This is a genomic window from Bradyrhizobium sp. 164 (assembly GCF_023073715.1).
Taxonomy (GTDB): Bacteria; Pseudomonadota; Alphaproteobacteria; order Rhizobiales; family Xanthobacteraceae; genus Bradyrhizobium.
The window spans coordinates 160,589-179,976 of record NZ_JADPKA010000029.1; the positions used below are offsets into that span (position 1 = coordinate 160,589).

26 protein-coding genes are annotated in these 19,388 nt (G+C 60.9%); 6 read left to right on the plus strand and 20 right to left on the minus strand.

Going from position 1 to position 19,388, the window contains the following annotated elements; genetic code table 11:
- The first annotated feature begins 66 nt into the window (after nt 1–66).
- Both IVB01_RS11875 and IVB01_RS11880 read left to right on the plus strand, forming a co-directional pair.
- Complete coding sequence (locus IVB01_RS11875) at nt 67–351, plus strand: hypothetical protein (RefSeq protein ID WP_247494536.1); 285 nt, start codon at nt 67–69, stop codon at nt 349–351.
- A complete protein-coding gene (locus IVB01_RS11880) occupies nt 352–921 on the plus strand; it encodes a hypothetical protein (RefSeq protein ID WP_247494537.1) in 570 nt (189 codons plus the stop codon). It abuts the gene before it with no gap.
- Nucleotides 922–981: 60 nt separating this feature from the next.
- On the opposite strand, the gene IVB01_RS11885 is transcribed toward IVB01_RS11880, so the two are convergent.
- The 18 genes from IVB01_RS11885 to IVB01_RS11970 form a co-directional block, all read right to left on the minus strand.
- Complete coding sequence (locus IVB01_RS11885) at nt 982–2,436, minus strand: hypothetical protein (protein WP_247494538.1); 1,455 nt, start codon at nt 2,434–2,436, stop codon at nt 982–984.
- 113 nt (nt 2,437–2,549) lie between these two features.
- Complete coding sequence (locus tag IVB01_RS11890; RefSeq protein WP_247494539.1) at nt 2,550–2,720, minus strand: hypothetical protein; 171 nt, start codon at nt 2,718–2,720, stop codon at nt 2,550–2,552.
- Nucleotides 2,707–2,937 (minus strand): hypothetical protein, encoded by a 231-nt coding sequence (locus tag IVB01_RS11895; RefSeq protein ID WP_247494540.1) that lies wholly within the window; start codon nt 2,935–2,937, stop codon nt 2,707–2,709. Before IVB01_RS11895 ends, IVB01_RS11890 begins: the two co-directional genes overlap by 14 nt.
- Nucleotides 2,903–3,184: a hypothetical protein gene (locus tag IVB01_RS11900; RefSeq protein WP_247494541.1), complete on the minus strand. Its 282-nt coding sequence runs from the start codon at nt 3,182–3,184 to the stop codon at nt 2,903–2,905. Before IVB01_RS11900 ends, IVB01_RS11895 begins: the two co-directional genes overlap by 35 nt.
- 76 nt (nt 3,185–3,260) lie before the next feature.
- Nucleotides 3,261–3,521, minus strand: a complete 261-nt coding sequence (locus IVB01_RS11905; RefSeq protein ID WP_247494542.1) for a hypothetical protein — start codon at nt 3,519–3,521, stop codon at nt 3,261–3,263.
- A 2-nt stretch (nt 3,522–3,523) separates the two neighbouring features.
- Nucleotides 3,524–4,801 carry a hypothetical protein gene (locus IVB01_RS11910; RefSeq protein WP_247494543.1) on the minus strand — a complete coding sequence of 426 codons (1,278 nt, stop codon included), beginning with the start codon at nt 4,799–4,801 and terminating at the stop codon, nt 3,524–3,526.
- Nucleotides 4,802–4,852: 51 nt separating this feature from the next.
- The gene (locus tag IVB01_RS11915) at nt 4,853–5,803 is read right to left on the minus strand and encodes a hypothetical protein (protein WP_247494544.1); all 951 of its coding nucleotides are present in this window, start codon (nt 5,801–5,803) and stop codon (nt 4,853–4,855) included.
- Between the two features lie 82 nt (nt 5,804–5,885).
- Nucleotides 5,886–6,884 (minus strand): tail fiber protein, encoded by a 999-nt coding sequence (locus IVB01_RS11920; protein WP_247494545.1) that lies wholly within the window; start codon nt 6,882–6,884, stop codon nt 5,886–5,888.
- Entirely contained in the window at nt 6,881–7,231 is a 351-nt protein-coding gene (locus tag IVB01_RS11925) for a hypothetical protein (RefSeq protein ID WP_247494546.1), read from the minus strand. The genes IVB01_RS11920 and IVB01_RS11925 overlap by 4 nt, the downstream gene beginning before the upstream one ends.
- Before the next feature lie 15 nt (nt 7,232–7,246).
- Nucleotides 7,247–7,690, minus strand: coding sequence for a hypothetical protein (locus IVB01_RS11930; protein ID WP_247494547.1), 444 nt, complete (start codon nt 7,688–7,690; stop codon nt 7,247–7,249).
- Nucleotides 7,691–7,864: 174 nt separating this feature from the next.
- Nucleotides 7,865–8,260 carry a DUF5681 domain-containing protein gene (locus tag IVB01_RS11935; protein ID WP_247494548.1) on the minus strand — a complete coding sequence of 132 codons (396 nt, stop codon included), beginning with the start codon at nt 8,258–8,260 and terminating at the stop codon, nt 7,865–7,867.
- Between the two features lie 305 nt (nt 8,261–8,565).
- A complete protein-coding gene (locus tag IVB01_RS11940) occupies nt 8,566–9,789 on the minus strand; it encodes an AAA family ATPase (protein ID WP_247494549.1) in 1,224 nt (407 codons plus the stop codon).
- Entirely contained in the window at nt 9,786–10,058 is a 273-nt protein-coding gene (locus IVB01_RS11945) for a hypothetical protein (protein WP_247494550.1), read from the minus strand. Before IVB01_RS11945 ends, IVB01_RS11940 begins: the two co-directional genes overlap by 4 nt.
- On the minus strand, nt 10,055–10,288 hold the full coding sequence (locus IVB01_RS11950; protein WP_247494551.1) for a hypothetical protein: 234 nt from the start codon (nt 10,286–10,288) through the stop codon (nt 10,055–10,057). Before IVB01_RS11950 ends, IVB01_RS11945 begins: the two co-directional genes overlap by 4 nt.
- Nucleotides 10,288–10,503 (minus strand): AlpA family phage regulatory protein, encoded by a 216-nt coding sequence (locus IVB01_RS11955; protein ID WP_247494552.1) that lies wholly within the window; start codon nt 10,501–10,503, stop codon nt 10,288–10,290. The genes IVB01_RS11950 and IVB01_RS11955 overlap by 1 nt, the downstream gene beginning before the upstream one ends.
- 117 nt (nt 10,504–10,620) lie before the next feature.
- Nucleotides 10,621–10,890, minus strand: a complete 270-nt coding sequence (locus IVB01_RS11960) for a hypothetical protein (RefSeq protein ID WP_247494553.1) — start codon at nt 10,888–10,890, stop codon at nt 10,621–10,623.
- Nucleotides 10,887–12,170, minus strand: coding sequence for an integrase arm-type DNA-binding domain-containing protein (locus IVB01_RS11965; protein ID WP_247494554.1), 1,284 nt, complete (start codon nt 12,168–12,170; stop codon nt 10,887–10,889). The genes IVB01_RS11960 and IVB01_RS11965 overlap by 4 nt, the downstream gene beginning before the upstream one ends.
- Nucleotides 12,171–12,609: 439 nt before the next feature.
- Complete coding sequence (locus tag IVB01_RS11970; RefSeq protein ID WP_247277184.1) at nt 12,610–15,039, minus strand: lytic transglycosylase domain-containing protein; 2,430 nt, start codon at nt 15,037–15,039, stop codon at nt 12,610–12,612.
- A 279-nt stretch (nt 15,040–15,318) separates the two neighbouring features.
- Between IVB01_RS11970 and dapA the strand changes: the two genes are divergently transcribed.
- The 4 genes from dapA to IVB01_RS11990 are packed head-to-tail and all read left to right on the plus strand — an operon-like array spanning nt 15,319 to nt 17,796.
- Nucleotides 15,319–16,209 (plus strand): 4-hydroxy-tetrahydrodipicolinate synthase, encoded by an 891-nt coding sequence (dapA, locus tag IVB01_RS11975; RefSeq protein ID WP_247277034.1) that lies wholly within the window; start codon nt 15,319–15,321, stop codon nt 16,207–16,209.
- A gap of 52 nt (nt 16,210–16,261) precedes the next feature.
- Nucleotides 16,262–16,678, plus strand: a complete 417-nt coding sequence (mscL, locus tag IVB01_RS11980) for a large conductance mechanosensitive channel protein MscL (RefSeq protein WP_247277185.1) — start codon at nt 16,262–16,264, stop codon at nt 16,676–16,678.
- Nucleotides 16,679–16,737: 59 nt separating this feature from the next.
- Complete coding sequence (smpB, locus tag IVB01_RS11985; protein ID WP_145629990.1) at nt 16,738–17,211, plus strand: SsrA-binding protein SmpB; 474 nt, start codon at nt 16,738–16,740, stop codon at nt 17,209–17,211.
- Between the two features lie 3 nt (nt 17,212–17,214).
- Nucleotides 17,215–17,796, plus strand: a complete 582-nt coding sequence (locus tag IVB01_RS11990; RefSeq protein WP_247277035.1) for a peroxiredoxin — start codon at nt 17,215–17,217, stop codon at nt 17,794–17,796.
- Nucleotides 17,797–17,804: 8 nt separating this feature from the next.
- Here IVB01_RS11990 and IVB01_RS11995 read toward each other — a convergent pair whose 3' ends face one another.
- Nucleotides 17,805–18,479: a uracil-DNA glycosylase gene (locus tag IVB01_RS11995; protein WP_247277036.1), complete on the minus strand. Its 675-nt coding sequence runs from the start codon at nt 18,477–18,479 to the stop codon at nt 17,805–17,807.
- Entirely contained in the window at nt 18,460–19,104 is a 645-nt protein-coding gene (locus tag IVB01_RS12000) for an NYN domain-containing protein (RefSeq protein WP_247277037.1), read from the minus strand. Before IVB01_RS12000 ends, IVB01_RS11995 begins: the two co-directional genes overlap by 20 nt.
- Nucleotides 19,105–19,388 lie beyond the last annotated feature (284 nt).

A 19,388-nucleotide genomic window follows, 5' to 3' on the forward strand; every position in this document is an offset into this window, starting at 1 on the left:
CTGAAAAATGGCGCCTTTGAGCGCCTGCAACCTCTGCTACTGTACCCGAGTAGAAAGAGGGGGCACATGAGCGACATACATACTTGGTCCGACGATGCAGTGTACAAGGGGACTGGCGAAGAGCCGGGCTCGCAAATGTCCTACTGGCGCGATGTCGAGATGAGGCGCCGCGAGTATCTGCTGAACAAGCAGTTGCTTGGTGCGGAGCTGGCTACGGTAACTGCCCAGCGCGAGGCCTCCGCTCAGGCGGCCAAGCAAGCCCAGTACATGTTTTGGTCTACGATCTTTGCGGCGGTCTCAGCATTCGGCGCGCTTATCACCGCGGTCGTCACTTACGTCGTAGCCAAGTGAATGAACCGTCCTCTGCCAGAGATAGCCATCGGCGCGCTTGGAGCCACCGCATTTTGGGCGGCACTCGCAGCGTCAAGCATGAGCGCGGCCAATCTGAAAGATTTCGCGGGGCCCGCAGCAACTGCTTTCGCTGCCGTGATTGCGGGCTTAATCGCTTACCAACTTGGACGAAGCCAAGTTGAGGTTGCCGAGAAAAGTTGGGCGACCGCAAACGAGAAGATCGTACTCGATCTTTTCGACAAAAGACTCGCGATATTCGAAGAGATCCGCTCCATCATTAGTGAGGTCGTGAGGAATGGCACCGCGCCAACTGAGCTGCATTTTCGCTACGTTCGGGCAATCGATAGAGTGCCCTATTTCTTTGGCGGCGAAGTCCAGGCTTACCTCGAGCAGCTTCGCCTCCATCTGCTCGATCTCGACCTGTCGAACACCATGATGGAAAACCTGATTGACCCCGACCGTCCGAAGTGGGTCGAAAAACGCTCAGAGCAGTTCCTTGCTGTTACTCAATTTTACAAAGAGGCCGCTTCGCTCTTCGCTCCCTATATGAAGGCGCACCAAAAGGCCTAGGCGGAACTAGGCAATTCCAGGGTTCGGATACACGATCCGCCGATGTCGTTGCCCAGATCATCAGACATACCCCACGTTCGGGTACTCGATCTGCCGATTGAAGTTGCTGTTGCCGACCACAGGCGCCCCGCCGGGCTCGCTAAAGCACAGCGCCACCGCGTCGCCTTCGTCCGGACTGGGCATGCCGCGCTTCTTCATGGCGTCCTTGCTCTCGAGCCGGAGCCTGCCATCGCTGGTGTAGCTGTATCCGGGGCCGCAAAGATCGGTTTGCAGGCTGTCGCTGTCCGGAAGAGCGAAATAAGCCCCCTCGAGCGCTTTCTTGACGTTCAGCCACATCTCAGCGCGGCGGTTCTCGGGGCCGCCTGAAGGCCTTCCCGCTTCGTCCAGCGTGGGTGGCTCGACCGGCTTGGAGCCGAAGTTGACCGCGTTGATCTGGCCCGTTCCGAAGCCACCATAACCTTGCTCCACGAGCCGGTCATAGATTCCAGCACCCAGCCCGCCGACGTCGATATTGACCTTGGCCGGCTTGTCGTCCCGGATGATCTGCGCAATCCATCCAGCAACCTGCATCGTATCGAGGTGCTTGCGCTTCTCCACCTTCTCGATGCCGCTGCCGCGGCGCCACGCAATCGCGGTGCTGTCGGCGCCAAATCGGGCCGGGTCTACGCCAATAATCAGCGGGCCAATCCCTGAGCCCTTACGCTTGCGAGCGGCCAGGACGAGCTCGTGCGGAATGAAGCTGTCGAAGCTGCTCGCCAGGAATGCCTCGTCCGGCGTCAGCGGGTACTCCCGCTTGAAATAGTTGATGTCGCCCTTGTCCGCGATCTTGCAACGGCGCCAGTAGATCTGCTCGGCGTCCAGGTTGTGCAGCTCCGCCAGCTGCTTCTCCTCCGCCGTCATGGCGAAATCGTCCGGCACGGCCTTCCGATAGGTCGGGTCCTCGGACCAGGGCAGGAAGACGGCCTTGAAGCTGTTCTCGCCCGCAAGAGCCTTGCACCAGAATTGGTGAAACTCATCACCAAACTGGTTGCCCGTTGTCTCCACGATAATTTCCGTATCGGGCAGATCCGGCACGGTCTCCATCAGCGCTGCAAGCTGCTCCTTGAGGTTCACCCAGAACGCCGCCTCAGACGCGTGCAGCGCCTGGGCCGTCGAGGAGCGGCCGGCGCCGTCCTCCGTTGCAACCGAGACCAGATAGCCGCTATCGATGTTGCTGAACTTCAGCTCCTCGGCATTTGAGGCGCCCGTAACCGGCCGCATGTCGTCCGGCATTAGGTCATGCATGCGCTTGACGAGACCGAATAGGTTTCGCACCGCTGGCTTTTCGTGCGCCACGATCGCGGTCAGGAAGCCCGGCTTCTTGATGGTCTTGTGATAGTAGCGGCCTGCAACATAGGTGCTGACGCCTTCCTGCCGGGCCTTGAGGACGACAATGCGCACCATCCCGGTTTTGGCCCGCTGCTCCTCAATGATCTGATGGAGCTTCCGTTGCACCGGGTTGAACTTGAACGGCACGAGACCGCCGGCCTTGGGCCGGATCTTCAGATAGTGCTCCGCGAAATACTCCAGATCGGTATCGAGCCGCTCAGCATGATCCAGGGCGCCAACAATTCCGTCAGTCCAGTGCATCAATGAAGCTCTTGCCCTTCGGAGGACGTTACACTCTCGAAGTGCCAAAGTGCATTGCTGGCCTCCTCTCTGGAGACGCCCATCTGCTCGGCAATCCTGCTGATGATCTGAGCCCGCCGTTCAGCTCTCGCCATAACCTCAGGATCGAACAAACCGTCAAGCAACCCCATTTGCCACCTCCTGAGCGTCTTTTGCTTTGATGGCGAGCACGGTCCTGCACTCGCAACCCGACTTGCCCATCAACTGCAAGCGTAGGACGGTCTCCGGAACGCCGGGGCATTGTTTCTTTATCTCGGCCACCCGCTCGTCAATGAAGCGATTTAGATCAGCCCGGAACGCTGTGATGCGATCCTCAAGCGGGGGTGTCTTTGTTTTCAGCATCTGCATTTGTCTTCTCATGTTTGGCTAGTTTGGCCTCCACAGCCTGCAACTTCTTGACCGCATCGGCGCGTTCGCGGAGAGCGCGGGCAATTGTTGCCTCCCTCTGCTTTTCATGCGCAGCAAAATAGCGTTGCAGATCGGGGGGCAATCGGAGAAAAGCCGCCTTCATATCCTTTCGCCATGAGCGTGGAGGATCGACGATATCGGCCACCCGAGCGTTGATCAGCGCCTCGAGCAGTGGATTTGGCGTCATCGGCTACCTTCTGTTTGGAAGCTTGGTAGGCCAGTACATCCGTGGTCCCGCCATGCTCCCCTCAAAGAGATTCACCCTACCTTCCGGCCTTGCGTAAGGCGTCATGGACCGCCTTCATCTCGCGACGAAACGACGAATATTCGGCAAACTTCTTCAAGTTTGAACCGTCCACCTGCATCGCCTCATACTCACTGTCGATCTGGTCGAGGATGCCGGCGCGCTTGGTGTGGCCGTACAGTTGAAACTCGTCCAACATTGCATCGGTCGTCATTTCCTCGCCCGTCCAGTTCCTTGACACACTTCGGGCGACGTCGATGGAGTTACGGTCATCTGACATAGTTATCTCCTTGACTTCTGTTTCGCTTGATAGAGTGCGTATGCGTCCTCTACCGAACCGGAACTGGATAGCTTTGCGCTCAGTGCATGAATGGAGCGGGCCTCTGCTGCCCCGCGGGGCTGGGCAACTCCAGGCTTCTGAACCGCCAGGACGGGCTTTGCGACTGCCTTCGCAGGCGCCGCTTTGACCATCCGGTATCGCGCAGCATCGACCATCATTCGCTGAAATGCGGAGTGACGCACGATAGGGTTTGTTTGCATCAGGTTCACCAGCGTCTTGGCATCGACCCCCATCTCGCCAGCGTAGGCTAAAACCTCCTGGCCGATGGTCTCCCGTTCAGTCTTGCTGAGCTGAGCTTTTTCTATCATCTGCTCAAACCGAGCGTCTTCCGCCTTGGCGTAGGTTTCGAACTGCTGACGTTGCTCGGCAGCCTGGTGCTGTCGCAACTGCGCCTGGGCAGCCTCGACCTCCGCGCCACGCTGCAGGATGGCCATGGCACGCTGCACGCGCTGAGGATCGGACTGGTTGATAACGCCAATCGCCTCGACCCATAGCTCTTGGGGAACGTTCGCAAGCTCCGGCAACGTGTCCATGAGGCTGGCTTGCGCATATTGCTGCGCTGTGGTTAGCGCCTGCGCATAGCCCTGCTTGGCAGCATCAACCTGCGCCAGCTCCTGCTCGATTGCCTGCCGCACCTGAGGGTGTTTGAGCGCCTGCTCGACCTCGGGGGCCAGGCCTTCAACAGTGGGCTCCTCCGCAGAGGCTGCTTCCTTGTCGGAGGTGGCGGTTGCCTCTAGCGCCTGCGCGTTGGCCTCAACCTCGTTGACGTCTAGCCCATACCCCTCAGCGAGCTTGGCGTCGCCCTTGATCCGTTCCGCTCGCGCCTTATCGACTTTGTCCGCGACCTTCTGGTTTTGCTCGGCCTCCCAAATGTCCCTTTCCCATTGGTGAACATTGGTGAGGTCATTGTGGGCCTGCTCAACGGTCTGGGCCCAGTTTTCCGGCGCCGGCTCACCGGTGTCCAACATGATCAACTTCCGCTCGATCACATCATCGTTGGGCGCGTCGCCATACTTCCGACGCGACAGCTCACGTAACGATTCATCGTCACTGCCGACGACATCATCGGAGTCCAGATTGGGCCGGCCCACGACCGGCGCAGGTTCGGGATCAGGCCGCGGAATGTAGCCCTGATCGATCTCGACACCCTTGATGCCGAAAGTCTCTTCCGAGACAAATTGTCCGGATGCCGCGTCGCGCGGCTGCTCAGTGTCCGACATCAAGTGATCCTCAAAAGGTAATTCAGTTTGAACAGGGGCATTGATCAATCTTTATGCGTACTGCCCACCTGTGGCGGTGCTCCCAGCAGCATTGCCTGGGAAATAGCTGGCTCCCCCTCCACCAGTGTTGATGACAGCGTTAAGGGCCGCTGTGTAGCGGGTGCCTGTTGCCGCACCGGACCACACAGGCCCGGAGCTGTAGATCACGCCCGTCATGGATGCGTAAGCACAAGCAGTCCCCCATGCTGGGGTTCCAGTAACAGTTATGGTTGTCGTGCTATTGAGAGAGACAACACCACTTGCGATTGCCAGCATGCAAAAATCTGAGCCGCCGCTGATTGAAAAGTTGCCTTCCGAAGCAATATTGCCGTTCAGATACGCGCGACAATGGAACGTTGGCGCCGCGCCGAAATCCACGTTACGGAAGTAAATAGCGCCGCCGTTGATCGCGTCCAGACAACCGCCGCTGGTGGTCGTCTTGAGCTGCATGCCGCGGATTTTCCACGGATCTGTCCCATCGGATTGGAAACACGTTGCACTTGTAGGGTTGACTACAACATTCGTCGGGGTAGCCTCATTCCCAACAATGATGGGTTGAAGCGTGCCTAGATAGCTCCGGAGTGTACTAGCGCCGGCATAAGTGCCATTGGCGACCTGAATGGTCACCTGATAGGTTCCCATGTCGAGTGCTGAAGTCGCATCGATCGCCTTCTGGATCGTCAGGAAGGCGCCACCGGCGGTATTCGTTAGACCGTTGTTGCTGTCGCTACCATCCGTGCGGACGTAGTAGGTTCGGGCAGCGGTTAGAACCTCGCGAACAGGAGCCCAAGAACCATCACCGCGCCAGAACGTAGAAGACGATGCTCCTGATCCGCCATTAAGCTGAGAGACGGGGAGATTGCCCGTCACAGTATGATCAGCATCCCACTTCGGGCCGTCAACCAACACCTTAGGGTTTGCGGCGGCTCCCGTCAGGGACGCGTGCTTGATGCTAAGCGTCAAGTGGCGTGCCCTCCGAAAACGCCGGAAGCGAAAACGGCGGATGCGAAGACCTTATCCGGCTTGGGCACCACAGTGTCCGACATCAGATGATCCTCAGAAGGTAATTCAGGACGATCGTTGGCTGAACGATGGCGAATGCTGTACTCGATCCACCCTGCGCGTTGCCGGTGAACGTGAACTGATTGCCATTCAGCGTGACGCTGGCATTGTTTGTGAGGGGGACCGTATTCGATCCACCGGCGTTTACCGTGATGTTACTGGTGTTCTTTTGGATAGTAGTTTCACTGCTCAATCCTGTCCCGCTAATGGCGCCAGAGGGCGTATAGGGTGGCAGGTTAGCGGTAATCAGGGTGCGCGTTTGAGCGCCACCCGACTCACCAAGACCATCACCAAAACCAGCCGCCGCATCGGTTAGCCGCCCAGCAGCCGAGCCGCCCATCGTATCAAGCCCAGCCACCACGCGACCGCGCAAATCCGGGACGTTGAAGGTGGTCGACCCATCGCCGGAGCCATAGGTCGTTCCGAGCAATGAGAACAGCGACGAATACGTCGTTCGCGAGATTGCTTGGCCATAAGGCAGCACGAATGAACTGTTTGGCGCCGCTGAGCCCGTATAGGGCATAAGGCCGCCGATCGGAATGTTGTACGGATTTCCAAAAGAATTGTGGAGATTAAACTCGCCAGCGCTTGAATTGTATACGACGAGGTATGGCGTATTCTGGATCAACACGCCGGATGTCAGATCGACATTGTGAAACTGACGAATTGGAGCGGCACCCAACCCATCAACGTTGAGCGTGCATGCTCCGGTATTGGTGGTGTGGGGGACGAACGCGATCATCTGGCCGTTGAGCCGCGAAATGGCGTCAAAGCTCTGGTGGCTGGTCACCGTGTAAGCAGTAGACGTGCCGCCCGTTGCAATCGCCCCAGCAATGTCGTCGCGCCACTTGGCCGCGGAGGCCATCAGAGCACGCGCGCTGTCATTGACGGAGCTAGGCGATTGTCCTTCTGCCCAATTTATAGCGGGATCGAACGTCGCGTTGTTCGCCGCCGTCTGCGACCACCATGCAACGCCGCTCATGCGTGCTCCTGACACTTGGCAATGACGGGATAGGTGCGCACCACCCGATCACCGTCCAGGCGAAGGGGGAGCGGCTTCAGCCGCCAGTGCTTGGCAGGGTCGAAAGGCTCGGTGTCCTCGTTCTCGATCGGCAGCCACTCGCCGCCATCAGGATCTTTTGCCGGCTTGAAGCTGGTCGAGATCAGCTCGCCATCCCGAACCAGGCAATATTGCTGCTCGCCCACAGGGAAGCCCTCAGACGCCAGCGCAGCGTCTGCAATCGATCGTAGGTAGGCAGAGACAGTCAGCCCCTTGCGCTCGGCAGCGGCCTTTAGAAGCTCCTCGCGGGCATATCGAAATTCAGGCACGGACGACCATCTCCATCAGCGTAAACCTCTCGTGGCTAGAAACAGGGGGATGCCGGGGATCTTCTCGCCAACCTTGTAAGCGAGGTCGCCGGCATCAGTTTGCGGCTGATGCGGTTCGCCAAAGACCGCCTGCGCTAACGTCGCGATCTGCTCGGAGGTCGGCAGAAGCTGCGGCCGCTGAGCGTAAATCTGGCGCATTGCCTCAGCAGATGGGCCTTCGTACCCAAGACGGTGCTCAATCGGTCTGATGTAGGCGTCATGTCCGGCCGCAATCATCTGTCGCACGTCACCAGGCAGACCAGCCAACATGCCGGCGCCGTGCGTCAGCCCGCTACCGAATGAGCGAGCAACGTCCGAGAAATCCCAACCGGATCGGTCCGGGATCGACGGCGGCATATCGGCGCTGAGCGGTGGGGATGCCCCATCGTTACCAGCAAGGTAATCAAGCAGTCCCGCCATCAGCGGCGCGCGCTCCCTCGCAAATCATCTCTCCAAATCATGCAGAGAGTGTACGGCGAGCGTCCGATAATTGCCATGACGTTTGTACGTAGCGTGTTACGTAGTGAGAATGCCTGATAAAAATAATGCGTTTTTCGGCTTCAAACGCGGTCCTTCGGCAGAACCAGTTTCCGCCTAGGTGCCGATTTGCTTAGCGACGCGCGCTCTCAGATCATCCTCGATCCAGCCGAACACGATCTCAGGATCGACTGCGTTAGCCGTCGCCTGGATCAGCCCCACCAGCCGCCGCATCATCTGCATCTCGGCGGAGTCCATCGGACCAGTGCGGTTTTCGATCGAGACCGCGATGTCTTTCGGGATGATGGAGAACAGGACGCGGAGATACGTGCTCGGGTCGGTCGCCCTCACGCGCTCGAGCGTGTCCTTGCCGTTGGCTGTCCAATCCGCCAGTGCGTCGGCGCATGCCGCCTCGGAGAACTTGCTACGGCTGCCCTGCGGCCTTCCCAGCGGGTTGCCAGACTGCCCCGGCTTCCAAAGCTGCGGCTTATTGCTCTTCGCCTGTTTATTCACAATCCACATTCCTTCTGTTGCGCTGTTGCGCTGCTGTTGCGCGTAACGTTGCGGTAACGGCTGTTGCGCTGTTGCGTTACTCCCCACCACCCTAAAGGGGTGGGGGTAACCGCAACGCGTAACGCGACTGACACATGACCAACCCTCAACCTCTCAACTTGGGTGTTTTACCTGGTGGAGTGATCTTCCAACCCCTTTGCTGTATCAGCTCCAGGGCGGCTCTTACCTGCATGTCTGAGAGCTGACAGAGTGGCGTATGGTGCTGGAGCATCCGTGCGAGCTCGCTCAATTCGGTGCCGGTGAGATCAGGCATTATTCACCTTCCATGTGCCGGCGTATTCGCGCACAAGCCCCTTGTCTCGGAGCTGGGCCTTGACGTTGACGAGAGTGGCCCTCCGGCCGCCTAGACCGTTCTCTCGAGCCTTGGCGTTCCAATCCTCGGTGCTCAGTCCGGCCGCTCCAGCATCGCGGAGAAGGCGATACATGGCCTCCTGCGTCTCGGTCAGCCTCGCCTCTCTGGGTTTTCGCGCAACTTGCCCAGAAACTTCCTCGCTGCTGACAATGTTGACCGTGATCGGGTCGCCATCCTCATCGAGGCCGAAGTCGTGAACCTCAGACTTGAACGAGAACAGCGGACCTTCCGGCGCGTCGTTGGCCTTAGTGATCGTCACCATCTTGATGTCGTCGCCTGAAATTGAAACCATCACATCAACGTCGCCGAGAAGCGCATTAGATCCTCTGGCACCGCGGCTCTCGTCCTTGCCGGTGTGACCGATCAAGGCGACATGGACGCCGGTAACGCTCTTCACCCGCTGGAGGTTGGCGAAGACGGCTCCCTGATCCTTGGCGCTGTTCTCGTCACCGCCGCCGGCAGCAATGAGCTTGGCAAAGGTGTCGATTACAATCATCCCGATCTCGGCGGACAAAACCGCGTTGGCGGAGCGAATGGTATCGATGACCTTCTTGAAGGCTTCAGGATGAGTTAGGTCGATCGTCTCGCTGGAGACTGCGATAGGCGTTCCCTCCAGCCCCAACAGGCGCTTGTGGGCTCGCAAACGTCGTTTCACGAGGTCGGAGCGTTCAATGGCGAAGTAGACAACGCCTGCAGCATCCTTATTCCGATGTCCGTGCCAGTCGAGACCGGCGGCGACGCAAACGGTTGCCTCCGCCAACAATGCGGATTTCATCGCTCCAGGCGGAGCAATCCACGCGGAGGTTTCCCCCCGCGCGAAGATGCCCTTGATCAGCCAATCCTTTGCCGGCGCCTCAACGTCCATTTCATCGAACGTGACGAACCGATACCCGGCCATCATGCTGGCCCGGTCTTTCTGGATTACCTTGATGTCGAGTGCGCGGTTCACATCGGCCGGCAATGGGGTTTCCTGGAGAACCTGATAGGCTCGATCAACGAGCGAGTCCGGGAGCGGCTTGAGCCGCGCCCGAACCGCCATTGCGCGGTTCGCTGCTTCTTGCCGCTCAATCTCAACGGTCTTGTGGTCATAATCGTCGGGAAATTCCGGCTCAATCATTCGGCACCCATCAATTCCGGGTAAACCAGATCCAACGCGCCCATCTCCTCCAGCTTGTCGTCAACGTCGTCACAGGTCATGTTGCCGGCCTTCAGAGCGATCCCAAGCTTGGTGGCCTCGCTTTCTAGCCATCGCGCGCGGCTGCACATGAAGCGCAGGCCGGCAAGCTGGAGCATCTTGCGGATTTTCGGGTCAGTGACGGCGAGAGGCCGAGTTTCCGACAAGTTGCCGGTAACTTGCGCAACTTGCGCAGGTTTGACATGCATCATGCCGACACCCTCCGCATGAGCCGGCGCCGCTTCCGTTCAACTACGGGCACAATGGGCTTGCCGAACACGATCGCGGCGAGCTGATACGCAAACGCGCGCTCCGCCACGGGATCAGCTTGAATTGGAGGGAGATCGGCGATAGATTCAGAAGTGATCGAAGCGCCCGCTAGATCATCAATCTGAACCCCGCGCGCCGCCAGCGTTGCGGGGTTTCCTTTGGGGATCTGCATCAGGCGGCAACCTCCGCCGCCGGCTTCCACTCGCCGCGTTGCCAAGCGATCACTTCATCCTCCCACCAAACGACGGCTTGGCCGTTCGGGTCGAGCTTGTGCGGCTTGGGGAAAACTTTTTCGACGTTCATCTTGCGATAGAGCGTCGGTACTGACCAACCCGTGGCCTCCAGAACGCGGGGCCGGCGAATTGCCTTGCGTAGCGCTGTCGTCATTTAGGTGCTCCGTGCGTTCTTGGGACTATCCTCAAGAACGTGGGCACCTAGTTATACCGATCGGACTCGCGACAGAATCGAAAGGTCGGGACACTAATTCCGATCTTGGGACACTAATTATTTTCGACGGAAGGGTAGCACTTTCGCGCTCGGGCGCTTGGATGCGTGCTGCACCTTCACGAGCTTGTTGATAACTCGCCGTATCCGCTTCTCATGTGAGGCTGTTGTTGCCTTGCTGTCGAGCGCATAGCCGCGGTTGCGAATGGCATCATTGATGATGCTTGCTAATGAGCGTCCCGTCGTGTCGCTCAAATATTCGACGATGATAAGGGCGTCCGGCCCGTCGATCATTTCGTCCATCGGCCGTCCAGGTCCACGGATGCTCATCGACGTGCTCCAATAGCCACTACATTGTCGCCTACCGGCGCCTTGCTTTCGCAGTAGTTCGCCCAGTCTTCCATCAGCCGACGGCGCTTCTCGAACATGTCGCCACGGCGATAGGCCGCCTCGACCTTGTTTGAGACCGTGTGCGCCATCGCCATTTCGCTCAGTTCGTTGGCGTAGGAGGTCTGTTCCGACGCCCAATCCTTGAACGTGCTGCGGAAGCCGTGAACGGTGGCGACATCGCCGCTATAGCCCATCTCCTTGAGCGTTTCGGCCATCGCCATGTTGCTGAGCCCTTCGCCTTCCTTAGCACCGGGGAAAATGTACTCGCCCTCTCGGGGGAGATCCTGCAGGATCGCCAGCGCGCGATCGGAGAGGGGGATAACGTGGTCAGGACGGCGCCGGCCCTTCTTTCCCTTGAGCATGGCGCCCGGGATGGTCCATTTCTTCTCAGCTTCGTTGATTTGGTCCCAACGTGCGCCGATCGTGTTGGCCGTGCGGGTTACGTTCAGAACCGTAAACTCCAGAGCTCGCGCGCTGATGCCGTCACGCTTGCGAAGCTTCACCATGAAGCCGGGCAGTTGCTTGTAGGGCAGGGCGGCGAAGTGCTCCACCGGGGAGACCTGCGTCTTACGGGGTAAGAGCTGGTCCAGGTGCCCAACCCAGCGGGCCGGGTTCTCGCCATCCCGCAGACCGATCGCCTTCGCCCGATCCAGTATCTTCTCAATCCGGCCGCGAACTCGGCTGGCGGTCTCGGTCTTGGTTGTCCAGATTGGCTCGAGAATTTTCATGATGTGGTTGCGGTCGACCAGCGCCACCGGCAGCGAGCCGATAACCGGGTAGGCGTAGGCCTCAAGAGTAGCAGTCCACTGGCTGGCATGCTTAGAACTCTTCCAGCCGGACTGATGGGCCTTGATGTAGGCCTCCGCACACTGCTTGAAGGTCGTCGCCTTGGCCTTCGCGGTTTCCCGCTCCACTGCCAGCGCATTTTTGCGGGCCTTCCGCTCCTCGATCGGGTCGAAGCCATCAACAACCAGCAGCCGCTTCGCCTGGGCCAGCTTGCGGGCGTCCTTGAGGCTTACCTGATCGATATCGCCCAAGCCCATCTTCCGAGCCCGGCCGCGGATCATGAACCGGAAGATCCACGACTTCGTAGGGCTCTCGCCCTCGGTGTTGGATGGGCTGACCTGAAGGTAAAGGCCGTTCCCGTCGCCATATAGGCCCGGCTTGATATCGGTTTTCCTGATCCACTTGTCCGAAAGCTGATTGACCGGCCGCCCCATGGTCCCCTCCGTGTACGGATAAAGCTACGTACAAAACAGAATGAGAACCTACGATAAGTTGTGATAGCTGTCTAGACTCCTTGACGAGAATTTCTACAGGATTCAAAGTAGGTTGCGATAACGCCTGAGAGCTCATGAGAGTAGGAAAATGATCCCTCCGTCTCCGCCAGCCGAGCTGTACTGATCTTCAATATCCCCCGCGCCCGCCCCTAGAATACTGCCGCCTCTACGGCGGGTGTCGCCGTGACCGCATGGCGCTATCGCAGAAACTGTAACCAGGACAGTATGTTGCGAGAGGGAAGGCGGCTAACCGGAGTTAAGGCCAAGGGAGCCAAGCTCAGGACGCCGCCATCCAGCTGATCTGGAACAAGATTCGGGCATCGACCCGCGCACGGCGACCAGATACGGCGGGCATGCTTTCACCCGAAAGATGGCGCGGCTATTCCACGCTGCCGGTGCCGCGGCGCAGGTCGGCCTCGATCTGCAACCGGGTGCCGCCGCCGAAGCGGGCGCGGTAGACCTGAAGGTTTTCCATGATCCGCTGCACGTAATTGCGCGTCTCGGAGAACGGAATCAGCTCCACCCAATCGACCGCGTCAACTTTCGGATCGCGTGGATCGCCGTAGCGCTCGACCCATTTCTTCACGCTGCCGCGACCGGCATTGTAGGCGGCAAAGGTCATGATGTAGGAGCCGCGATAATCCTCGAGCAGCCCACCGAGTTCGGCCGAGCCGAGCGTGGCGTTGTAGACCGAATCGTTCTTCAGCCGGGACAGGTCGTAAGTCGCGCCGTGGCGTTTGCAAACGTAGCGCGCGGCGTCCGGCGTCACCTGCATCAGCCCGTAGGCCTGCGCCGGCGAGACCACCGACGGATTGAACGCGCTCTCCTGTCGCGCGATCGCATAGACGATGCTGCGCTCGACCTCGGGCCCGATCGGCGTGAACTGCGGAATGCCGTTGACGGGATAGGCGTAGAAGTCGAACGGCAGGCCGCGATTGAGTGCGGCCTTGCCGAGCAGCAGCATGCCGCGCGCGTCGCCGTAGCGCTGGGTGAGCTCGCCAAGGCCGGCAAGCGCTTCGGGATCGCCGTTCTCGCCCATGTCGGCGAGCAACGGCACTGCTATCTCACGCTCGTCAAGCTCGTAGAGCAGTTGCGCGGCGCGCACGATCTCGAGCCGCTCGGCGCCGCGGCCCCGCGGCTGACTGTGGAGCTCGATCTGGGGCAGTCCGAGTTTTGCGCGCGCGAGCTGGCCGTAATAGCTGGTCGACTGCTCGGCTGCGCGGGCATAGGCGTTGCGCGCCTCCTGCTGGCGGCCCATCGCTTCCGCGGCGCGGCCCTGCCAATAGCCGGCGCGCGCTAGCGTCGTCGGATTGACGCTGCCGACCCCGATGCGGGCGAAATGCTGGGCGGCGGTCGCGGGATCGTTGAGGAAGCGGAGTGCGATCCAGCCCGCTGTAAATTCCTGCTCGGTCTTGTAGATGTCGCGCGAGGGCAGGGCGGCATCGCGCGCGATCAGATAGGCGCTGCGGAATTCCTCGGTGTCGATCATCTTGCGCGCCAGGAGGCGCCGCTCGATCCACCATTCGTCGAGATTGTAGAGCCGGTTCGGATCCTTCGGCGCCGACAGCATGAGCTGCGCCGCTTCGGCAAACTTCTCCTCGCGGCGCAGGAGCTGGATCTTGCTGAAGACGAAGCCGGGATCGTTGTGCAGCTCACGCGGCACGGCGTCGAGCAGCGCGCGCGCGTTCGGCGCCTTCTTGACGGCGGCGATGCGAGCCTTGGCGAGCGCGACATAGCCGGCGCCAAGGCGCTTGGCGGCGCGCAGCGCGGCCTCGTTCTCGCTGCCGTAGAGCAAAGTGTCCATCCGCGCCTTCTGATCGCCTGGCGTCAGCAGGGCGCCGAACTGGTCGAGCGCGTTGTTCTCGGTGTCCTCCGACATCGGATCGCTGCGCCAGGCGTCGCGCACCAGCCGCTCGGCGTTGGCGCGGTCGCCGCGCGCCAGCATCGCCTTGGCGAGCGTGAAGCGGCCCTTGGCGGAGATCGGCGACTCATTCTCGAACCACGACCACGCAACTGAATCGTCGCGCCTGTCGTCCCACATCGCGGCCTCCAGGCGCCGGCGGAGGAAAGTCTGCGACGGCCAGCTCGGATTGGCGGACAGGAAGGCGCGGTAGCGCTCCACGGTCGCGCCATTGTCCTCGCTGCGCAGGATGATCCATTCCGCGAGCTTTCGCGCGACGGGATCCAAGATCGAAGCTGCATAATTGGTGGCATCGCCCGCCTTGCGCTTGCGCACGAGCTCGATGACGGTCTCCAGCGTGTCCTTGTCGGCCTGCGAGGTCGACGACGTTGCGGCGACCGCAGCCGGTATGACCGGCTTGCGCGGCGCTGCATGCTGGCGGGTCGCAGGAGCCAGCACGGGAGCTGCGACGGGTTTGGCCGCGGCCGGGGCGGCCGGTCTGACGGTGGCCGTTGAAGCCGGGGCGGGTGCGGTTTTGGGCGGCGCGCCGTTGGCGGCCGGTTTTGATGCTGGCGCGGGGGGAGCTGTCGCGGGCTTGGATGCTGCCGCGGGCTTGGACGCTGCCGTGGGATTGGGCGCTGCCGCGGGTTTTGGCCTGTCCTTCGCGGGTTCCTTGCCGGCGTTCGTCCCAGCGTCCTTGGCAGATTTCTTCGCGGTATCTTTCGCCGGGGCGCTGGCGGCACCCTTGCTGGCCCCCTTGGCCGTATCCTTCGAAGTTGCCTTGCCGGTTCCCTTGGACGAGTCCTTGGCGGCTGGCTTCGCGGAATTCTTAGCCTCGTCCGCAGTCGTCTCGTTGGACTTGTCATTGGACTTGGCCAAGGCAGCACAGCCGACCGACAGCCCTGCCATCAGGCACACGACCAGACCGGTGGATCGCCATGCGGCACGAGGGAGGGAGGTCACGGCGTTTCGTCGCCCCGAATCAGTCAAGTGGCCCAAGATCTAGCTGAATTTGATTGAATATGCGGACAAAATACCAACAGCCGCTTACCTCGGGCCGATTTGCACCATCACCGCGGCAAAATCGCGGCCTAAACGGTGAGTCACACGCGGCGGGCCTTTTACCGGCCGGACAGACCCGATATGAATGGGCCTTGCTCAAGAGATCGCCGCGTACGGAGGAAGTCCATGGCAGCCAAGACGAAATTCCGGGGGTCGTTCACCGCCTTGGTCACGCCGTTCAAGAACGGCTCGCTGGACGAGGCGGCGTTCCGCTCCCTGGTGAATTGGCAGATTTCAGAGGGCACCAACGGCCTGGTCCCGGTCGGCACCACCGGCGAGAGCCCGACGCTCAGCCACGACGAGCACAAGAAGGTCGTCGAATGGTGCATCGCTGAAGCCAAGGGCCGCGTGCCGGTGATCGCGGGCGCCGGCTCCAACTCGACCAAAGAGGCCATCGAACTCTCCCAGCACGCCGAGAAGGCGGGCGCCGATGCCGTGCTGGTCGTCACGCCCTACTACAACAAGCCGACCCAGGAAGGCATGTATCAGCACTTCAAGGCGATCAACGACGCGATCGGCATCCCCATCATCATCTACAACATTCCGCCGCGCTCGGTGATCGACATGTCGGTCGACACCATGAAGCGCTTGTGGGAGCTCAACAACATCGCCGGCGTGAAGGACGCCACCGCCAGCATGGTCCGCGTGTCGCAGCAGCGCGCGGCGATGGGCGAGGATTTCAATCAGCTCTCCGGCGAGGACGCAACCATCCTCGGCTACATGGCCCATGGCGGCCACGGCTGCATCTCGGTGACCTCGAACGTCGCGCCGCGCTTGTGTTCGGAGTTCCACGTCGCCTGGCAGAAGGGCGACCATGCCACCGCCTTGAAGCTGCATGACAAGCTGATGCCGCTGCACAACAACCTTTTCATCGAGAGCAATCCTGCGCCGATCAAATACGCGATGTCGCTGCTCGGCAAGCTGGACGAGACGCTGCGGCTCCCGATGGTGCCGGTCTCCGAGCCGACCCGCGTTGCCGTGCGCAGCGCGATGGTGCACGCGGGCCTGATCAACTGACGCGTTGGCCTTCGGGGAGCCTTTCATGAGCGTCGAGGAAAAGGGCACGCGTATGCTCAAGGAGTTCCGCGAGTTCGCCATGAAGGGGAACGTCGTCGATCTCGCGGTCGGCGTCATCATCGGCGCGGCCTTCGGTGCCATCGTCAACTCGCTGGTCGGCGATGTCATCATGCCGATCATCGGCGCCGTCACCGGCGGACTCGACTTCTCGAACTACTTCACCCCCTTGTCGGCGAAGGTCACAGCCACCAACTTAGCCGATGCAAAAAAGCAAGGCGCCGTACTTGCTTGGGGCAGCTTTCTCACGCTGACGATCAACTTCATCATCATCGCCTTCGTGCTCTTCCTGGTGATCCGCGCCATGAATACCTTGAAGCGCAAAGAGGAGGCGGCACCTGCCGCTCCGCCGAAGCCGTCGGCCGAGGTCGAGCTGCTGACCGAGATCCGTGATCTCCTCAAGAAGTCTTGACGCGCGCGCTTCATCCGACCTGTTAGAATCCGTGCGCATCTTGATCAGGTTTGTCTGCGATGGCCGATAAGAACGAACGTCCGATCAAGGTCATGGCGGAAAATCGCAAGGCCCGCTTCAACTACGCCATCGAGGATACGATCGAGGCGGGCATCGCGCTGACCGGCACCGAGGTCAAGTCGATCCGCAACGGCAAGAGCACGATCGCGGAATCCTATGCCGACTCGAAGAACGGCGAGATCTGGCTGATCAACGCCACCATTCCCGAATATCTCCAGGGCAACCGCTTCAATCATGAGCCCAAACGGCCGCGAAAACTGCTGCTTCACCGCCGACAGATCAACAAGCTGATGGGCGCGGTCGACCGCGAAGGCATGACGCTGATCCCGCTCAAGCTGTACTTCAACGAGCGCGGTCGGGCCAAATTGCAGCTGGCGATTGCCAAGGGCAAGAAGCTGCACGACAAGCGCGAGTCCGAGAAGAAGCGCGATTGGAGCCGGGAGAAGGGCCGCCTGATGCGGGCAAGGGGATAGGGGATGATCCAGAGGAACCTGCTCGAGGTCGATTGGAGCCAGATTCCCGCGCCGGCCGACGACGGCGGCGCCGCGCATCTGACGGGCATGACGTTGCCGGCGATCGGCCTGCGCGCGACGGACGACACGTCAGTCACGCTGTCGGCGCTGCGCGGCCGGACCGTGGTGTTCGCCTATCCCCGCACAGGCGAGCCCGGCAAGATCGCACTGGTCGACGATTGGGACATGATCCCGGGCGCGCGCGGCTGCACCCCTCAGACTTGCGCGTTTCGCGACCTGTTTGCCGATTTGAAGGCGGCTGGCGCCTCGCACGTGTTCGGTCTCTCGGCCCAGAGCAACGACTACCAGATCGAGATGGCCTCGCGGCTGCATCTGCCGTTCCCGGTGCTGTCGGACGAGAAGCTGAAGCTGACGCGCGCCCTGAATTTACCGACGATGCAGGTCGCAGGCCTGACGCTGATCAAGCGGCTTGCACTGATCATCGACGACGCCAGGATCACGCACGTGTTCTATCCGGTGTTTCCGCCGGACCGGAACGCCGGCGATGTGCTCGGTTGGCTGAAGGCCAATCCAGTCAGGGGCTAGGTCGGGGCCTAATCGAGGTCGGCTTTCACCTTCGCGAACACGGACCGGAACATGTCGGGCGTCAGCACCCCTGTGTTGGTGTTGTAGCGGGAGCAGTGATAGCTGTCGTAAAGCTTGACCGCGCCCGCCTGGTGCACGGCGCCGTGGCCGAAGGGAGCTTGCGAGCCCTTCAGATTCAGCGGCTTGAGCACGCTGTCGTGCGCAATCCGCCCGAGCGCGACGATGGCGCGCAGGTTCGGCATGGTCGCCAGATTGGCGACGAGAAACCGGCGGCAGGTGGTGATCTCGATCGGAAGCGGCTTGTTCTGCGGCGGCACGCAATGCACGGCATTGGCGATCCGGCAATCGACCAGCTTCAGGCCGTCATCGGGGCGCGCCTGATAGGTGCCCTTGGCGAACCCATATTCGAGCAGCGTCGCGTAAAGGAGATCACCGGCATAGTCGCCGGTGAAGGGACGACCGGTGCGGTTGGCTCCCTGCATCCCCGGCGCAAGGCCGACGATCAGCAGGCGCGCCTTTATGTCACCGAAGGGCGCAACCGGCGCATTGTGCCACGACGGCTCACGCGCGCGGTTGGCCTCGCGAAAGGCGACCAGGCGCGGACAGAGGGGGCAGTCACGGTCGGGAACGACGGTGGATGGCTGGCGGCTTGGCCGGGCCGCCTCACTCCTCGAAGTCGTCATCGCCCCTCGGCGCCATCGTGGTTGCGCGCTGGAGGAATTGCGGGGCGTGGTGGCGTCCCTCGCGCTCGCCGCGATCACGCGGGGCGGGGCGTTCGGACGGGTCGCGGCCGAGCTTGGATTGCAGCTCGACGAGGTCGGTGAAGACGTCGGCCTGGCGGCGCAGCTCGTCGGCGATCATCGGCGGCTGGCTGGCAATGGTGGAGACCACGGTGACCCGCACGCCGCGGCGCTGGACGGCCTCGACCAGGGAGCGGAAGTCGCCGTCACCCGAGAACAGCACCATCTGGTCGATATGCTCGGCGAGCTCCATGGCGTCGACGGCGAGCTCGATGTCCATGTTACCCTTGACCTTGCGGCGGCCGGAGGCGTCGATGAATTCCTTGGTCGCCTTGGTGACGACGGTGTAGCCGTTGTAGTCCAGCCAATCGATCAGCGGGCGAATCGAGGAGTATTCCTGATCCTCGATGATAGCGGTGTAGTAGAACGCCCGAAGCAGAGTCCCGCGGCTCTGAAACTCCTTCAGCAGGCGCTTGTAATCGATGTCGAAGCCCAGAGTTTTCGCCGTCGCGTAGAGATTGGCGCCATCGATGAAGAGCGCGATCTTGTTGGTAGGAGAAATTGACATTCAGTTTGCTCGCGTAGTGGTCGTGATTGATCGTTTATTGTTGGCGCGGCGGCAGCAAGCCGCGCAGTTCTAAGGCGCCGTCGAAAGCCGTCGAAACCGCAAATCCGGAGAAGTCGGGGCAATCAAGGTATAGTTATGGCGGACTTCCACACGCCCGGCGTTACCTTCGATGGCAGCCCGGGAAATCACCCATCCCAGCCCCAATGTGGGGGTAGCAGAGCCGTTTGGCGAGGCCAAATCACAAATTGGCCTTGCGAAAGCGGCCCGGTCCCTATAACTAGCCC

Coding starts and splice junctions, on each gene's coding strand:
- IVB01_RS11875 (WP_247494536.1), top strand. CDS start 67: ATGAGCGACATACATACTTGGTCCGACGATGCAGTGTACAAGGGGACT.
- IVB01_RS11880 (WP_247494537.1), top strand. CDS start 352: ATGAACCGTCCTCTGCCAGAGATAGCCATCGGCGCGCTTGGAGCCACC.
- IVB01_RS11890 (WP_247494539.1), bottom strand. CDS start 2,720: ATGGGGTTGCTTGACGGTTTGTTCGATCCTGAGGTTATGGCGAGAGCT.
- IVB01_RS11895 (WP_247494540.1), bottom strand. CDS start 2,937: ATGCAGATGCTGAAAACAAAGACACCCCCGCTTGAGGATCGCATCACA.
- IVB01_RS11900 (WP_247494541.1), bottom strand. CDS start 3,184: ATGACGCCAAATCCACTGCTCGAGGCGCTGATCAACGCTCGGGTGGCC.
- IVB01_RS11905 (WP_247494542.1), bottom strand. CDS start 3,521: ATGTCAGATGACCGTAACTCCATCGACGTCGCCCGAAGTGTGTCAAGG.
- IVB01_RS11910 (WP_247494543.1), bottom strand. CDS start 4,801: ATGTCGGACACTGAGCAGCCGCGCGACGCGGCATCCGGACAATTTGTC.
- IVB01_RS11920 (WP_247494545.1), bottom strand. CDS start 6,884: ATGAGCGGCGTTGCATGGTGGTCGCAGACGGCGGCGAACAACGCGACG.
- IVB01_RS11930 (WP_247494547.1), bottom strand. CDS start 7,690: ATGGCGGGACTGCTTGATTACCTTGCTGGTAACGATGGGGCATCCCCA.
- IVB01_RS11940 (WP_247494549.1), bottom strand. CDS start 9,789: ATGATTGAGCCGGAATTTCCCGACGATTATGACCACAAGACCGTTGAG.
- IVB01_RS11945 (WP_247494550.1), bottom strand. CDS start 10,058: ATGATGCATGTCAAACCTGCGCAAGTTGCGCAAGTTACCGGCAACTTG.
- IVB01_RS11950 (WP_247494551.1), bottom strand. CDS start 10,288: ATGCAGATCCCCAAAGGAAACCCCGCAACGCTGGCGGCGCGCGGGGTT.
- IVB01_RS11955 (WP_247494552.1), bottom strand. CDS start 10,503: ATGACGACAGCGCTACGCAAGGCAATTCGCCGGCCCCGCGTTCTGGAG.
- IVB01_RS11960 (WP_247494553.1), bottom strand. CDS start 10,890: ATGAGCATCCGTGGACCTGGACGGCCGATGGACGAAATGATCGACGGG.
- IVB01_RS11965 (WP_247494554.1), bottom strand. CDS start 12,170: ATGGGGCGGCCGGTCAATCAGCTTTCGGACAAGTGGATCAGGAAAACC.
- IVB01_RS11970 (WP_247277184.1), bottom strand. CDS start 15,039: ATGGCAGGGCTGTCGGTCGGCTGTGCTGCCTTGGCCAAGTCCAATGAC.
- dapA (WP_247277034.1), top strand. CDS start 15,319: ATGGCAGCCAAGACGAAATTCCGGGGGTCGTTCACCGCCTTGGTCACG.
- mscL (WP_247277185.1), top strand. CDS start 16,262: ATGCTCAAGGAGTTCCGCGAGTTCGCCATGAAGGGGAACGTCGTCGAT.
- smpB (WP_145629990.1), top strand. CDS start 16,738: ATGGCCGATAAGAACGAACGTCCGATCAAGGTCATGGCGGAAAATCGC.
- IVB01_RS11990 (WP_247277035.1), top strand. CDS start 17,215: ATGATCCAGAGGAACCTGCTCGAGGTCGATTGGAGCCAGATTCCCGCG.
- IVB01_RS11995 (WP_247277036.1), bottom strand. CDS start 18,479: ATGACGACTTCGAGGAGTGAGGCGGCCCGGCCAAGCCGCCAGCCATCC.
- IVB01_RS12000 (WP_247277037.1), bottom strand. CDS start 19,104: ATGTCAATTTCTCCTACCAACAAGATCGCGCTCTTCATCGATGGCGCC.